14 protein-coding genes are annotated in these 13,634 nt (G+C 68.8%); all 14 read left to right on the top strand.

Features of this window, described 5'->3' with window-relative positions; translation table 11 throughout:
- Positions 1-66 precede the first annotated feature (66 nt).
- Positions 67-240 carry a hypothetical protein gene (locus tag MRBLWO12_RS08420; RefSeq protein WP_363554491.1) on the top strand — a complete coding sequence of 58 codons (174 nt, stop codon included), beginning with the start codon at positions 67-69 and terminating at the stop codon, positions 238-240.
- Positions 237-1,043 carry a TlyA family RNA methyltransferase gene (locus tag MRBLWO12_RS08415; RefSeq protein WP_363554490.1) on the top strand — a complete coding sequence of 269 codons (807 nt, stop codon included), beginning with the start codon at positions 237-239 and terminating at the stop codon, positions 1,041-1,043. Before MRBLWO12_RS08420 ends, MRBLWO12_RS08415 begins: the two co-directional genes overlap by 4 nt.
- On the top strand, positions 1,040-1,960 hold the full coding sequence (locus MRBLWO12_RS08410; RefSeq protein WP_363554488.1) for an NAD kinase: 921 nt from the start codon (positions 1,040-1,042) through the stop codon (positions 1,958-1,960). The genes MRBLWO12_RS08415 and MRBLWO12_RS08410 overlap by 4 nt, the downstream gene beginning before the upstream one ends.
- Entirely contained in the window at positions 1,957-3,651 is a 1,695-nt protein-coding gene (gene recN / locus MRBLWO12_RS08405) for a DNA repair protein RecN (protein WP_363554486.1), read from the top strand. Before MRBLWO12_RS08410 ends, recN begins: the two co-directional genes overlap by 4 nt.
- Positions 3,652-3,665: 14 nt before the next feature.
- Positions 3,666-5,381 (top strand): CTP synthase, encoded by a 1,716-nt coding sequence (locus tag MRBLWO12_RS08400; protein ID WP_363554484.1) that lies wholly within the window; start codon positions 3,666-3,668, stop codon positions 5,379-5,381.
- Positions 5,374-5,961 carry an NUDIX hydrolase gene (locus MRBLWO12_RS08395; RefSeq protein ID WP_363554482.1) on the top strand — a complete coding sequence of 196 codons (588 nt, stop codon included), beginning with the start codon at positions 5,374-5,376 and terminating at the stop codon, positions 5,959-5,961. Before MRBLWO12_RS08400 ends, MRBLWO12_RS08395 begins: the two co-directional genes overlap by 8 nt.
- A 2-nt stretch (positions 5,962-5,963) precedes the next feature.
- Positions 5,964-6,866, top strand: a complete 903-nt coding sequence (gene xerD / locus MRBLWO12_RS08390; RefSeq protein ID WP_363554480.1) for a site-specific tyrosine recombinase XerD — start codon at positions 5,964-5,966, stop codon at positions 6,864-6,866.
- Between the two features lie 104 nt (positions 6,867-6,970).
- Positions 6,971-7,861, top strand: coding sequence for a ParA family protein (locus MRBLWO12_RS08385; protein ID WP_363554478.1), 891 nt, complete (start codon positions 6,971-6,973; stop codon positions 7,859-7,861).
- Positions 7,845-8,714 (top strand): segregation and condensation protein A, encoded by an 870-nt coding sequence (locus tag MRBLWO12_RS08380; RefSeq protein WP_363554476.1) that lies wholly within the window; start codon positions 7,845-7,847, stop codon positions 8,712-8,714. Before MRBLWO12_RS08385 ends, MRBLWO12_RS08380 begins: the two co-directional genes overlap by 17 nt.
- Positions 8,704-9,345: an SMC-Scp complex subunit ScpB gene (scpB, locus tag MRBLWO12_RS08375; protein WP_363554474.1), complete on the top strand. Its 642-nt coding sequence runs from the start codon at positions 8,704-8,706 to the stop codon at positions 9,343-9,345. Before MRBLWO12_RS08380 ends, scpB begins: the two co-directional genes overlap by 11 nt.
- Before the next feature lie 26 nt (positions 9,346-9,371).
- Complete coding sequence (locus tag MRBLWO12_RS08370) at positions 9,372-10,184, top strand: pseudouridine synthase (protein WP_363554472.1); 813 nt, start codon at positions 9,372-9,374, stop codon at positions 10,182-10,184.
- An 11-nt stretch (positions 10,185-10,195) separates the two neighbouring features.
- Positions 10,196-11,314 (top strand): prephenate dehydrogenase, encoded by a 1,119-nt coding sequence (locus MRBLWO12_RS08365; protein ID WP_363558561.1) that lies wholly within the window; start codon positions 10,196-10,198, stop codon positions 11,312-11,314.
- A 73-nt stretch (positions 11,315-11,387) separates the two neighbouring features.
- Positions 11,388-12,065, top strand: coding sequence for a (d)CMP kinase (cmk, locus tag MRBLWO12_RS08360; RefSeq protein ID WP_363554470.1), 678 nt, complete (start codon positions 11,388-11,390; stop codon positions 12,063-12,065).
- A 40-nt stretch (positions 12,066-12,105) separates the two neighbouring features.
- A complete protein-coding gene (gene der, locus MRBLWO12_RS08355; RefSeq protein ID WP_247630657.1) occupies positions 12,106-13,578 on the top strand; it encodes a ribosome biogenesis GTPase Der in 1,473 nt (490 codons plus the stop codon).
- Positions 13,579-13,634 lie beyond the last annotated feature (56 nt).

The following is a 13,634-nucleotide window of genomic DNA, read 5'->3' as shown; positions in this document are numbered from 1 at the left end:
TCTGCGCCCTGAGCCCGGTTCGACGTGGCGCCGTCGCCTGTCCGAGGCTCCGCGTACAGTAGAAGCGTGAGTGAAGAGACGAGTGCGCCGACCGACGGCCTGTGGAGTCGTCTGCGTCTGATCGAAGGACAACCGCTGCCCGCGCGTGCCGATGCGTACTCCGCGCTGCACGATGAGCTGTCCCGTCGCCTCGACAGCGGCGCCAAGCTCGATCAGCGCGAGACTCCGGCGCACCGATGACGCGACTCGACGCCGCCCTCGCCGCGCGAGGCATCGCCCGCTCACGTACCCACGCCGCCACTCTCATCGCCGAAGGCCTCGTCAGCGTGAACGGCCGGCAGGTCGTGAAGGCCTCCACAGCCGTGTCCGACGACGCGGAGATCACCGTCGCGGGTGCCGATCACTATGTCGGCCGTGCGGCGCACAAGCTGATCGCCGCGCTCGACGGGTTCGGCATCTCCGCCGCGGACCGCCTGGCACTCGACATGGGCGCATCGACCGGTGGCTTCACACAGGTTCTCCGCGAGCGCGGCGCCCGCCGTGTGCTCGCCGTCGATGTCGGTCACGGCCAGCTGGCTGAGGTCATCGCCGCCGACCCTGGCGTCGTCTCCGTCGAGGGCTACAACGTCCGGTACATGACTCCCGAGAACCTGACGGGCGTCACCGGCGAACCCCTCGCTCCCGACCTCATCGTCGGCGACCTCTCGTTCATCTCCTTGGAGCACGTTCTTCCTGCCATCGGCGCTGTGGCGTCTGCCGCCGACGCGGAGGTCGACATCGTGCTCCTGGTCAAGCCGCAGTTCGAGGTGGGCCGCACCGCCGTACGCGGGGGATTGGTCACCGACCCTGCCACCCGCGCCGACGCCGTCGCCCGCACCGTCTGGAGCGCCTGGGACGCGGGATTGGGCATGCTCGGCATCCTCCCCTCCCCGATCCTGGGCACGCATGGCAACGCCGAGTATCTGGTGCATCTCGCGCCGGGCCGCGGCAGCAATCCGACAGAATGGTTGGATCGCATCAACGCGTTGGCAGGAGGACGATGAACGAGCGGAACATCCTGGTCGTCGCGCACGCCGGCCGTGTCGATACCGTCGAAGCCGCCCGTCGCGTCGTCGATGCGCTGCGCGGAGCCGGTGCGCGTCCCGTTCTGGCCGCCGATGATCGCACCGAGCTCGCCGCGGTCGATGCGGCGTTCGCCGATGTCGACGTGTTGGGCGCGACCGTGGATCCCGCCGACCTGGAGCTCGCGATCGTCCTGGGCGGCGACGGCACCATCCTGCGCGCGGCGGAGCTGGTGCGCGACACCGGAGCCCCGGTGCTCGGCATCAACATGGGTCATGTCGGCTTCCTCGCCGAGATCGATCGCGACGACATGGATGACGCGGTGCGCCGCGTCATCGCGCGCGACTACGAGGTCGAAGAGCGGCTCGCGCTCTCTGTGCGCGTCAAGGATGCCGATGGCGCGGTCGTATACGAGACCTGGGCGTTGAACGAGGCCACGGTCGAGAAGGCCAGCCGCGAACGCATGATCGAGATCGTCCTGGAGATCGACGGTCGTCCGTTGTCGAGCTTCGGATGCGACGGCATGGTCATCTCGACGCCGACGGGCTCCACCGCCTACAACTTCTCCGCCGGCGGGCCGGTGATCTGGCCCAGCGTCGAAGCGATCGCCGTGGTGCCGCTGTCGGCGCACGCACTGTTCGCGAAGCCACTGGTCGTCAGCCCCGAGGCCTCTGTCGCGATCGAGATGCTCGAGCGCACCGACGGGTCCGGCATCCTCTGGTGCGACGGTCGGCGCTCACACGATCTCCCTCCCGGCGCGCGCGTCGTCGCCCGCCGGTCATCACGCCCGGTGCGACTGGCACGCCTGCACCCCACCGCCTTCACCGACCGTCTCGTGCGTAAGTTCCAGCTGCCTGTCGAGGGCTGGCGAGGGCAGGAACCGGGGAAGCAGCCATGATCGAGGAGATGCGGCTGCAGGGCCTCGGTGTGATCGCCGACGCCGTGCTTCCCCTCGGTCCGGGGTTCACCGCCATCACCGGAGAGACCGGCGCGGGCAAGACGATGGTCGTCACCGGCCTCGGTCTGCTGCTCGGGCAACGTGCGGACTCAGGCGCCGTGCGCGCTGGTGCCACACAGGCATCGGTCGCCGGTGTCTGGATCGTTCCCGAGACCGGCGACGTCGCCGACATCGTGACTGATGCCGGGGGAGAGCTCGAGCCGGCAGGCTCCGGGAACGCGGAGCTCTACGTCTCGCGCACACTGAGCGCAGAAGGAAGAAGCAGAGCCAGCGTCGGTGGGCGTGCGGCACCCGCGGGCGTGCTGTCCGCTCTTGCTGAGGAGCTCGTCGTGGTGCACGGTCAGTCGGAGCAACTCCGTCTGCGCTCGGCGGTCGCGCAGCGTGACGCGCTCGACCGGTTCGGAGGGGCCCCCATCGCTTCGGCTCTCGCCAGCTACTCGGAGTCCTTTGCGCGCTGGAAGGAACTCGATTCCGAGATCGCCGAGATCACCGGGAATCGAGACCGCCGGGCCGAAGAAGCCTCGCGGCTTCGAGAAGCGCTCGCCCTGATCGAGGCGACGGCACCCGAAGCCGGGGAGGACGAGGAGCTCGCGGTTCGTGCGGAACGACTCGCGAACGCTGAGGAGCTCCGTCTCGCCGCCTCCCAGGCGCACGATGCACTCTCGAACGAAGAGGGCGAACCGGATGCGACCGGTGCGATCGCCGAGGCGCGGCGTGTGCTGGAGCGCTCCTCCGATGCAACACTCACCGAGGTCGCCGCCGTGCTGGCCGACATCGGCTACCGTATCGCCGATGCGGCGGGGCAGCTCTCTGCCTACCTCGCCGACCTCGACGAGAGCGGTCCGCACGAGCTCGCCACGGTCGAGGAACGACGGGCCGCACTGAGCGTGCTGATCCGTGCGCACGGGTCGCTCGATGAAGCGATCGCGCTGTGGGAGTCGGGCTCCGCTCGCCTCGCGGAACTCGACGATGACGATGACCGTGTCGATCGCCTGATCGCGGAGCGCGACGCCGTGCGCACCGAGCTCGACCGCCACGCACAGATCCTGACCGACGCTCGCACCTCGGCAGCCGCGAAACTGGGCGCCGAGGTGAGCGAGGAACTGCACGCCCTCGCGATGCCCGACGCGCGTCTCGAGGTCGCCGTCGCCGAAGGCGCCGAGAGCGCGCATGGACGGGACGACGTCTCGATCCTGCTCGCGCCGCATCCTGGCGCCGAACCGCGGTCCGTCGCGAAGGGCGCATCCGGGGGAGAGCTCTCTCGGGTGATGCTGGCGATCGAGGTCGTCATCGCCGGAACCGACCCCGTTCCGACTTTCGTGTTCGACGAAGTCGACGCCGGCATCGGCGGCGCTGCGGCAATCGAGGTCGGACGGCGACTCGCCCGGCTTGCCGAGAAGTCCCAAGTCATCGCGGTCACGCATCTCGCCCAGGTCGCCGCATTCGCCACGAACCATCTCTCCGTCGTGAAAGCCAACGATGGAGCGGTCACCGCCTCGAGCGTCCGCCGTCTGGCGGGCTCCGAGCGCGAGGCGGAGATGGCCCGCCTGCTGTCCGGATTGACCGATTCGGATGCCGCCCTCACCCACGCCCGAGAACTTCTCAGTCTCGGCGCCTCCGCGAACTGTTAGGATTGAAGCCCGTGATGAACTCTTCTGCAGCGGGACCCAAGAACGACACCACGCAACGCGATTTCACGACGAAGCACATCTTCGTCACCGGTGGTGTCGTCTCGTCTTTGGGCAAGGGACTGACTGCGGCCAGCCTGGGCAACCTTCTCACTGCCCGCGGCCTGCGCGTCGTGATGCAGAAGCTCGATCCGTACCTGAACGTCGATCCCGGCACGATGAACCCGTTCCAGCACGGCGAGGTCTTCGTCACGGATGACGGGGCCGAGACCGACCTCGACATCGGTCACTACGAGCGATTCCTCGACATCAACCTGTCCGAGGCCGCGAATGTCACGACGGGCCAGATCTACTCGCAGGTCATCGCGCGCGAGCGCCGTGGCGAGTACCTCGGCGACACCGTGCAGGTCATCCCGCACATCACCGACGAGATCAAGCGCCGCATGCGGCTGCAGGCCTCCGAGGAGCCGCGCCCCGACGTCATCATCACCGAGGTCGGCGGCACCGTCGGCGACATCGAGTCGCAGCCGTTCCTCGAATCCGCCCGTCAGCTGCGCCACGAGCTCGGCCGCGACAGCGTGTTCTTCGTGCACGTGTCACTCGTGCCGTTCATGGGCGCCTCCGGCGAGCAGAAGACCAAGCCGACCCAGCACTCGGTCGCCGCTCTCCGCCAGGTCGGCATCCAGCCGGATGCCCTGGTGCTGCGCAGCGACCGCCCTGTGAGCGAGAGCAACCGCAACAAGATCGCGCTCATGTGCGACGTCGACGTCGAGGGCGTCATCAACACGGTCGACCTGCCGAGCATCTACGACATCCCCTCGACGCTCAACGATCAGGGCCTCGACTCGTACATCGTCCGCCGCCTGGGGCTCGACCAGAAGGCCGCGGCCGAGGTCGACTGGACGCGATGGAGCAAGGTGCTGCACGCGGTCCACAACCCCAAGCACGAGGTGACGATCGGCCTGGTCGGCAAGTACATCGACCTGCCCGACGCCTACCTGTCGGTGACCGAGGCGCTCAAGGCCGGTGGTTTCGCGCAGGAGACCAAGGTCAACATCCGCTGGATCCCGTCCGACCTGTGCGAGACACCCGAAGGAGCGCAGGAGCAGCTCTCCGAGCTCGACGGCATCTGCGTGCCCGGCGGATTCGGCATCCGCGGCATCGAGGGCAAGCTCGGCGCGCTGAAGTTCGCGCGCGAGCAGGGCATCCCGACGCTCGGACTCTGCCTGGGCCTGCAGTGCATGGTGATCGAGTACGCCCGCGATGTGGCCGGCATCGCCGGAGCGTCGTCGACGGAGTTCGACCCCGAGACGGCTGAGCCCGTCATCGCCACTATGGCGGAGCAGGTCGAGATCCTCGACGGAGGCGACCTGGGCGGCACCATGCGCCTCGGCCTCTACCAGGCGGCTCTCGCCGAGGGATCGTTGGCCCGCGAGCTGTATGGCTCCGCCGAGGCATCCGAGCGTCACCGTCACCGCTACGAGGTCAACAACACCTACCGCGACCGTCTCTCCGAGGCCGGCCTGGTGTTCTCGGGGCTGAACCCCGAGCTCGACCTGGTCGAGTACGTCGAGCTGCCGCGCGACGTGCACCCGTACTACATCGCTACCCAGGCGCACCCCGAGCTGCGTTCGCGTCCGACCGATCCGCACCCGCTGTTCCGTGGACTCGTCGGTGCGGCGATCGAGCGGCACCGCGCGAGCGAGCTGTTCGACGTCAGCGCCGATGCCTGAGTCCTCGCCGTTCGACGAGCTGCGCGACGAGCCGTTCGCGCCCGAGGTCCTGAGTTCCGACCTGGTCTTCCAGGGCGCGGTGTGGGACGTGCGCGACGACCGCGTGCGCTACGGGGATGGCGAGATCCGTCGCCAGTACGTCGCGCACACCGGTGCCGTCGCGATCGTCGCGCTCGATGAGCAGGAACGCGTGCTGCTCATCCAGCAGTACCGGCATCCGATCCGTCACCGCGACTGGGAGCTGCCCGCAGGGCTGCTCGACATCGCGGGGGAGGAGCCGCTGGCGGCCGCCCGACGAGAGCTCGCAGAGGAGGCCGATCTGGTCGCCGCGCACTGGGAGCCTCTGGTGTCGTCCTGGACGACGCCGGGGGGCAACGACGAGCTGATCCACGTCTTCCTCGCCACCGGTGTCAGCGCGGCGCCCGCCGCCCACGCCCGCGAGGACGAGGAAGCCGACATCCGTGTGGAATGGGTGCCGCTGGATGCCGCCGTCGACGCGGTGCTCGCCGGCCGGATGCGCAACGGCATCCTGTCTCTCGGAGTGCTCGCGACGTCGCTGAGGCTGCGCGACCGGAGCTGAGGATGCAGCTCGAACGCGCCCTCGACTCGTACCTGCGGCATGTCACGATCGAGCGAGGGCTGAGCGTACACACCGTCTCGGCCTATCGCCGTGACCTCGGCGCGTACGTGGAGTGGCTGGGCGCGGAAGGCGTGGCGGACACCGCCGAGGTGACGCCGGCGATCGTCGGACGCTTCATCGCGGAGCGCGCCGGTGCAGAACCGCGACCTGCGGCGTCGAGCCTGGCTCGCCTGCAGTCCTCCGTGCGGGGGTGGCATCGCTTCCTGGCGCGTGAGGGCATCGAGGATGACGACCCGAGCGGTCGTCTGCGTCCGCCCAAGGCGCCGCGGCGACTGCCGAAGGCGCTGACCATCGACCAGGTCGAACGTCTCCTGTCCGCACCGTCCCCCGAGGAGCCGCTCGGCATCCGCGACCGGGCACTGCTCGAACTGCTGTACGCGACGGGTGCACGAGTATCCGAGGCGGTGGGACTCGACGTCGACGACCTCGCCCACGGAGACGTGCTCCGACTGCGCGGAAAGGGCTCGAAGGAGCGCATCGTGCCGATCGGCTCTTTCGCCCGTAAGGCCGTCGATGCCTACCTGACCAGGGTGCGTCCACAGCTCGCGGCAGCCGGTCACTCGTCGGCGCGCCTGTTCCTGGGGGCGCGCGGGGCGCCTCTCTCGCGGCAGAGCGCGTGGCTCATCATCCGCGCCGCCGCCGAGCGCGCGCAGATCACGGCGGAGGTGTCGCCGCACACGCTCCGGCACTCCTTCGCGACGCACCTCCTGCAGGGCGGTGCCGACGTGCGCGTGGTGCAGGAGCTCCTCGGGCACGCCTCCGTCGCGACCACGCAGATCTACACGCACGTGTCGGTCGACACGCTGCGCGACATCTACGCCACCTCGCATCCCCGCGCCCGCTGAACCCGGCACGCCGCGCCCGGGAGGCGGTGACCTGCCGCGCGCCGGAAAGACTCGAGCAGAGGCGGCCGCTACAATCGATCAAGCACGAAGGAGCAGGAGAATCGGTGGCTGAGAAAGCGGCAAAGTCCAGGGTGAAGGCACAGAAGGCCGACGAGACACCCCTCGGACCGACCGGTCGTCCCTATCACGGGTTCGCGACGCCCCCGCCGCTGAAGTCACACGGCCCGGCGCGCATCATCGCCCTGTGCAACCAGAAGGGCGGCGTCGGCAAGACGACGACCTCCATCAACCTCGCCGCGGCCCTCGCAGAGTACGGGCGCAAGGTCCTCGCGGTGGACTTCGACCCGCAGGGCGCGCTGTCTGCTGGCCTGGGCATCCCCACGCACGACGTGCCGACGATCTACGATCTCTTGCTCGACACCAAGCGTGACGCGCATGACGCGATCGTGCACTCCGGCGTCGAGGGTCTCGACGTCATGCCCGCGAACATCGACCTCTCCGCTGCCGAGGTGCACCTCGTGAACGAGGTCGCCCGCGAGACGATCCTCGCCCGGGTGCTCCGCCAGGTCGCGGGGGAGTACGACGTCATCCTGATCGACTGCCAGCCCTCGCTCGGCATCCTCACGGTGAACGCGCTCACCGCGGCGCACGGCGTGATCATTCCCCTCGAGTGCGAGTTCTTCGCGCTGCGCGGCGTCGCGCTGCTGATCGAGACGATCGACAAGGTGCGTGACCGTCTCAACCCCTCCATCACGATGGACGGCCTGCTGGCGACCATGTACGACCCGCGCACGCTGCACTCGCGCGAGGTGCTCGAGCGCGTGGTCGAGGCATTCGGCGACGACGTGCTCGAGACCGTGATCGGCCGCACGGTGAAGTTCCCGGACGCCTCGGTATCGGGCGTGCCCATCACCGAGTTCGCACCGGAGCACGCCGCCGCCCAGGCTTACCTGCGGCTGGCGCGGGAGCTGGTCGCCCGTGGCGCCGTCGCCTGACGAGATCACCCCTGAGGCCGACACGGCCGTCGCACCCGTCGCTCCTGTCGAAGAGACGCCGGAGCCGCCCGTCGATGGATTCCGCGTGTCCCTGTCGAACTTCGACGGCCCTTTCGATCTGCTGCTGAACCTCATCTCCAAGCACGAGATGGACATCACCGAGGTGTCGCTCAGCGCCGTCACGAACGAGTTCATCGCGTACCTCAAGGAGCTCGACGACGACGAGGAGCTGGACCAGGCGTCCGAGTTCCTGGTGGTCGCCGCGACGCTGCTCGACATGAAGGTCGCCGGTCTCCTGCCGCAGGGCGAGCTGGTGGATGCCGAAGCCGTCGCACTGCTCGAAGCACGCGATCTGCTGTTCGCCCGACTGCTGCAGTACCGTGCGTTCAAGGAGGTGTCGGCGTGGTTCGCCCGGTGCCTGCAGCGCGAGGATCGCCGACACGTGCGCGCCGTGCGGCTCGACGAGAAGCACCGTCGCAAGACTCCGGAGCTGGTGTGGTCGCTGAGCGTCGAGGACTTCGCCGCCCTCGCGCTGCTCGCGTTCGCCCCCAAGGAGCTTCCGCACGTCGGCCTCGACCATCTGCACGCGCCGCTGGTCAGCATCCGTGAACAGGCGGCGATCGTGGTCACGCTGCTGCGCAGCGCCGAATCCGTGAGCTTCCGCGAGCTCGTCGCCGGCGTGAGCGAGCCGGGGATCGTCGTCGCCCGCTTCATCTCGGTGCTGGAGCTGTACCGTCATGCGGCGCTGTCCTTCGAACAACTGGAACCGCTCGGCGAGCTGACGCTCCGCTGGGCCGCCGACACCTGGTCGGACGAGACACTGGCGAGCCTGGGAGCCGACTATGACCGATGACACTTCGACAGGCTCAGTGACCGCAGACGGCGGCTCCGTGACCGCAGAGGGCGTGAACGAAGACACCGTCCGCGAGACCCCGCTCGCCGAGCGCATCGAGGCGATCCTGCTGATCATCGACGAGCCCATCGGACTGGTCGCCCTGGCCGCGGCCGTCGGTTCTCCCGTGCCTGCCGTTCGGCAGACGATCGAGACGCTCGTCGAGGACTACGACGGGCGCGGGCACGGTCCGCGACGCGGGTTCGAGCTGCGCGAGGTCGGCGGCGGGTGGCGGCTGTACGTCCGCGACGACCACGACGACCTGGTGGCCGAGTTCGTCGGCGGTCAGGCTCCTGCTCGGCTGTCCCAGGCGGCGCTCGAGACCCTTGCGGTCATCGCGTACAAGCAGCCGGTCACCCGCAGCCAGGTCGCGTCCATCCGCGCCGTGAATGTGGACTCGGTCGTGCGCACGCTCCTCGCCCGCGGCCTCATCACCGAGCTCTTCGCCGACTCCGAGACCGGCGCGATCAACTACGGCACGACCGATGCGCTGCTGCAGCACCTCGGCATCAACTCGCTCGACGAGCTCCCCCCGATCTCTCCTCTGCTCGACGATGGCGCCGACGGCTTCGACGAGGGCACCATCCGATGACCGGTTTCCATGAAGGGACCCACCCGATGAACGACTCCGAAACCCCCGACGCTCCCGAGAACTCCGACGCTCCCGAAGGCATCCGCCTCCAGAAGGTGCTGGCTGCGGCCGGTGTCGCCTCGCGACGTGTGGTCGAGCAGTACATCGTGGAAGGGCGCATCCGTGTCAACGGGCAGACCGTGACGGAACTCGGACGCCGCATCGACCCCGAGACCGACAAGGTCGACGTCGATGGCACCGCGATCCAGCTCGACGTCTCCAAGAGGTACGTGATGCTGAACAAGCCGACGGGTGTCGTCAGCAGCATGCGCGACGAGAACGACCGTCCGGACCTGCGCCGCTTCACCGAGGACTACGAAGAGCGCCTCTACAACGTGGGCCGCCTGGATGCGGAGACGAGCGGACTGCTCATCCTCACCAACGACGGCGAGCTCGCGCACGTGCTCGCCCACCCGTCGTTCGGAGTCACCAAGGTCTACATCGCGAAGGTCGAAGGCATCGTCACCGCGCAGACGATCGCGAAGCTGACCAAGGGCATCGAGCTCGAGGACGGCGAGATCGCGGCAGACAAGGCGCGGCTCCTCGACACCTCCCGTGACTCCAGCCTGGTGGAGCTGACACTGCACTCCGGCCGCAACCGCATCGTGCGTCGGATGCTCGCCGCCGTCGGTCATCCGGTCTCGGAACTGGTCCGTCGGCAGTTCGGTCCGCTGCACCTGGGAACGCTCCCGGCGGGAAAGACCCGGGAACTGAGTAAAATCGAACTCGGCGCGCTTCTCACCTTGTCGCGCCGTGATTCCGGTGTCGCCGAGGCGCCAGGCGAGCAGGAGAACGAGTGACTGATACGAGCATGCCCACCGGGCGGCAGGGGGTGTCTGTCGCGCCGCGACTCTCCGGCACCGTCCGCGTCGTCGGCGCGGGTCTGCTCGGTGCCAGCATCGGCCATGCGCTGCGTGCCAAGGGTGTGGACGTCGTGCTCACGGATGCCTCGCCTGCGCAGCTGCGTCTCGCGATCGACTACGGCGCCGGGCGTGCCGCAGCAGATGACGATCGTCCGTCGTTGGTCGTTGTGGCCGTTCCGCCCGACGTGACCGCCGACGTGATCGAAGCCGAGCTCGCCCGATTCCCCGAGGCTGTCGTCACCGACGTCGCGAGCGTGAAGCTGGAGCCGTTCCGCGAGCTGCAGTCACGCGGCGTCGACCTCGCCCGGTACATCGGTTCGCACCCGCTCGCCGGTCGTGAGCGCGGGGGAGCGATCTCGGCCCGCGCCGACCTGTTCATCGGCCGCCCGTGGGTGGTGTGCCGCGACGGCGACACCACGGCATCCGATCTCGCTCTCGTGGAAGCACTCGCCCTCGACGTCGGTGCGATGCCGCTCGAGATGACCCCGGAGGAGCACGACCGCTCGGTCGCGCTCACCTCGCACGTGCCGCAGGTCGTAGCCAGCCTGCTGGCCGGTCGACTCGCCGAGGCCGAGGAGGGCGCGCTGCGCCTGTCAGGGCAGGGCGTGCGTGACACCACCCGCATCGCCGCATCCGCTCCCGAACTCTGGGTGCAGATCCTCGGCGCCAACGCGGGCCCTGTCGTGGAGATCCTCGATTCCCTCGCCGCCGATCTGCGCGAGGTCTCCGACGCGCTGCGTGAGCCGACCGCACCCGGAGCCCGCCGTGTGGTGGCCGAGACCATCCGGAATGGAAACGACGGCGTCGAGCGTCTCCCCGGCAAGCACGGCCAGAACCAGCGCTTCGAATCGCTCATCGTCATGGTCGACGACAGGGCAGGACAACTCGGTCGTCTCTTCGGCGACCTCGGCGACCTCGGCGTCAGCGTCGAAGATCTGCGTCTCGAGCACTCTCCAGGCGCCCAATTCGGCCTCGCCGAGATCAGCGTCGAGCCGGCGGCACTGCACGGTGCCATCTCGGGGCTGCAGGAGCGCGGCTGGCGGATTGCGGGGACCACGAATGACTGACCCTTCGACAAGCTCAGGGACCCACGGGGCGACAAGCTCAGGGACCCACGGGGCGACAAGCTCAGGGACCCAGATGACCACCGACTTCATCGCGATCGACGGCCCCGCCGGATCGGGCAAGTCGAGCGTCTCCAAGGCCGTCGCCCGCAAGCTCGGCTTCGGCTACCTCGACACCGGGTCCGCCTACCGGGCACTCGCCTGGCATGTGCTCGACCGTGGGGCGGACACAGCAGACGCCGCTGCCGTCATCGCCGCGGCATCCGATTTCCCGGTGCGTCTCGGACTCGACCCCGATGACCGCACGGTGCGCGTCGGCGAGACGGATGTCACCGATGCGATCCGCGAGACCCGTGTGTCCGGCGCCGTGAGCGGCGTCGCTCGCGTCCCCGAGGTACGCGCGCAGGTGAACGAGCTGTTCCGCACGCTCGTGGCCGAGGCGCCGTATCCCGCCGTCGTCGTCGAAGGCCGTGACATCACCACGGTCGTCGCTCCCGATGCGCCCGTGCGCATCCTGCTCACCGCGGCGCCCGAAGTGCGCGCCGCCCGACGCGCCGGCGAACTCGCCGGTGAGAACGCGGAAGCCGTCGCGGCTGCACTGTACAAGCGCGACGCATCCGACAGCGCCGTCGTCGACTTCCTGAACGCCGCAGAAGGCGTCGAGGTCGTCGATTCGACGGAGCTCGATTTCCCCCAGACCATCGACGCCGTGCTCACGGTGATCGAACGACTCCGAGGAGCACACCGTGGCTGACGCCGAATACGAAGGCGGCCCTGACCAGCTCGCCGAGAAGATGGAGCAGCTCGATGAGCAGCTCGCAGAGCAGCGCGCGGAGACCCTGCGCGCCGGTCTCGCCGACTACGACCTGGATGACGAGGATGCCGCGCTGCTCGCCGGCATCACGATGGGCGAGGACGGCATCCAGTTCATGCCGGCGCTGCCCGTCGTGGCGATCGTCGGACGGCCGAACGTGGGCAAGTCCGCGCTGGTGAACCGCATCCTCGGCCGCCGTGAGGCCGTCGTGGAGGATACCCCCGGTGTGACCCGCGACCGCGTGACGTACAAGGCCGAGTGGGCCGACCGCCGATTCTCGCTGGTCGACACCGGTGGGTGGGAGCCCGACGCCCGCGGTATCGACCGTTCGGTGGCCATGCAGGCCGAGGTCGCGATCGACCTTGCCGACGTGGTGCTGTTCGTGGTCGACGCGATGGTCGGCGCCACGTCGACCGACGAGCACGTCGTGAAGCTGCTGCGCAAGAGCGGCAAGCCGGTGTTCCTCGTCGCCAACAAGATCGACGACGCGCGCCAGGAGCCGGAAGCCGCAGCCCTGTGGAGCCTCGGCCTCGGTGCCCCGCACCCGGTGTCCGCGATCCATGGTCGCGGTGTCGCCGATCTGCTCGACGCCCTGCTGAAGAAGCTTCCCGAGATCTCTGCCGTCGCTAAGGCCGAGATCGGTGGACCGCGCCGCGTCGCGATCCTCGGTCGCCCGAACGTCGGCAAGTCCTCGCTGCTGAACAAGGCGGCGGGCGAAGAGCGCGTCGTCGTGAACGAGCTCGCCGGCACGACCCGCGACCCGGTTGACGAGATCGTGGAGCTCGGCGGCAAGCTGTGGCGCCTGGTCGACACCGCCGGCATCCGTCGCCGCGTGCATATGGCGCAGGGGGCGGACTTCTACGCCTCGCTGCGTACCTCCGCGGCGCTCGAGAAGGCGGAGGTCGCCGTCGTGGTGCTCGATGTCTCCGAGACCATCAGCGAGCAGGACGTGCGCATCATCGACCTGGTGCTGGAGTCGGGACGCTCGCTCGTGCTCGCGTTCAACAAGTGGGACCGTCTGAACGACGACGACCTCGAGAACGCTGACCGCCGTCGCTACCTCGAGCGTGAGATCGAGCAGGACCTCGCGCACGTCGCGTGGGCGCCTCGCGTGAACATCTCCGCCAAGACCGGTCGCCACCTCGACAAGCTCGTGCCGGCGCTCGAGACCGCGCTGGAGAACTGGGACCGTCGTATCCCGACCGGCAAGTTCAATGCGTTCCTCGCCGAGCTCGTGGCCGAGCACCCGCACCCGCTGCGTGGTGGCAAGCAGCCGCGCATCCTGTTCGGCACCCAGGCCTCGACGCGTCCGCCGACGTTCGTGCTGTTCACGACCGGGTTCCTCGACCCGGGTTACCGCCGGTTCATCCAGCGCCGCCTGCGCGAGCTGTACGAATTCGACGGCACTCCGATCGTGATCAACATGCGCGTGCGCGAGAAGCGCCAGCGCTGAGCTGTTCCGGTCTGTGACCGTCCGGATGCCGTGTCGCCGATGCTGTGAAAGGCTGG

Origin of the sequence: Microbacterium sp. LWO12-1.2 (assembly GCF_040675875.1) — a bacterium.
Lineage (GTDB): Bacteria > Actinomycetota > Actinomycetes > Actinomycetales > Microbacteriaceae > Microbacterium.
Note: the sequence above shows the minus strand (reverse complement) of the source record. Positions and strands in the feature narration are given on the sequence as shown.

Coding starts and splice junctions, on each gene's coding strand:
- MRBLWO12_RS08415 (WP_363554490.1), top strand. CDS start 237: ATGACGCGACTCGACGCCGCCCTCGCCGCGCGAGGCATCGCCCGCTCA.
- MRBLWO12_RS08410 (WP_363554488.1), top strand. CDS start 1,040: ATGAACGAGCGGAACATCCTGGTCGTCGCGCACGCCGGCCGTGTCGAT.
- recN (WP_363554486.1), top strand. CDS start 1,957: ATGATCGAGGAGATGCGGCTGCAGGGCCTCGGTGTGATCGCCGACGCC.
- MRBLWO12_RS08400 (WP_363554484.1), top strand. CDS start 3,666: ATGAACTCTTCTGCAGCGGGACCCAAGAACGACACCACGCAACGCGAT.
- MRBLWO12_RS08395 (WP_363554482.1), top strand. CDS start 5,374: ATGCCTGAGTCCTCGCCGTTCGACGAGCTGCGCGACGAGCCGTTCGCG.
- xerD (WP_363554480.1), top strand. CDS start 5,964: ATGCAGCTCGAACGCGCCCTCGACTCGTACCTGCGGCATGTCACGATC.
- scpB (WP_363554474.1), top strand. CDS start 8,704: ATGACCGATGACACTTCGACAGGCTCAGTGACCGCAGACGGCGGCTCC.
- MRBLWO12_RS08370 (WP_363554472.1), top strand. CDS start 9,372: ATGAACGACTCCGAAACCCCCGACGCTCCCGAGAACTCCGACGCTCCC.
- MRBLWO12_RS08365 (WP_363558561.1), top strand. CDS start 10,196: ATGCCCACCGGGCGGCAGGGGGTGTCTGTCGCGCCGCGACTCTCCGGC.
- cmk (WP_363554470.1), top strand. CDS start 11,388: ATGACCACCGACTTCATCGCGATCGACGGCCCCGCCGGATCGGGCAAG.
- der (WP_247630657.1), top strand. CDS start 12,106: ATGGAGCAGCTCGATGAGCAGCTCGCAGAGCAGCGCGCGGAGACCCTG.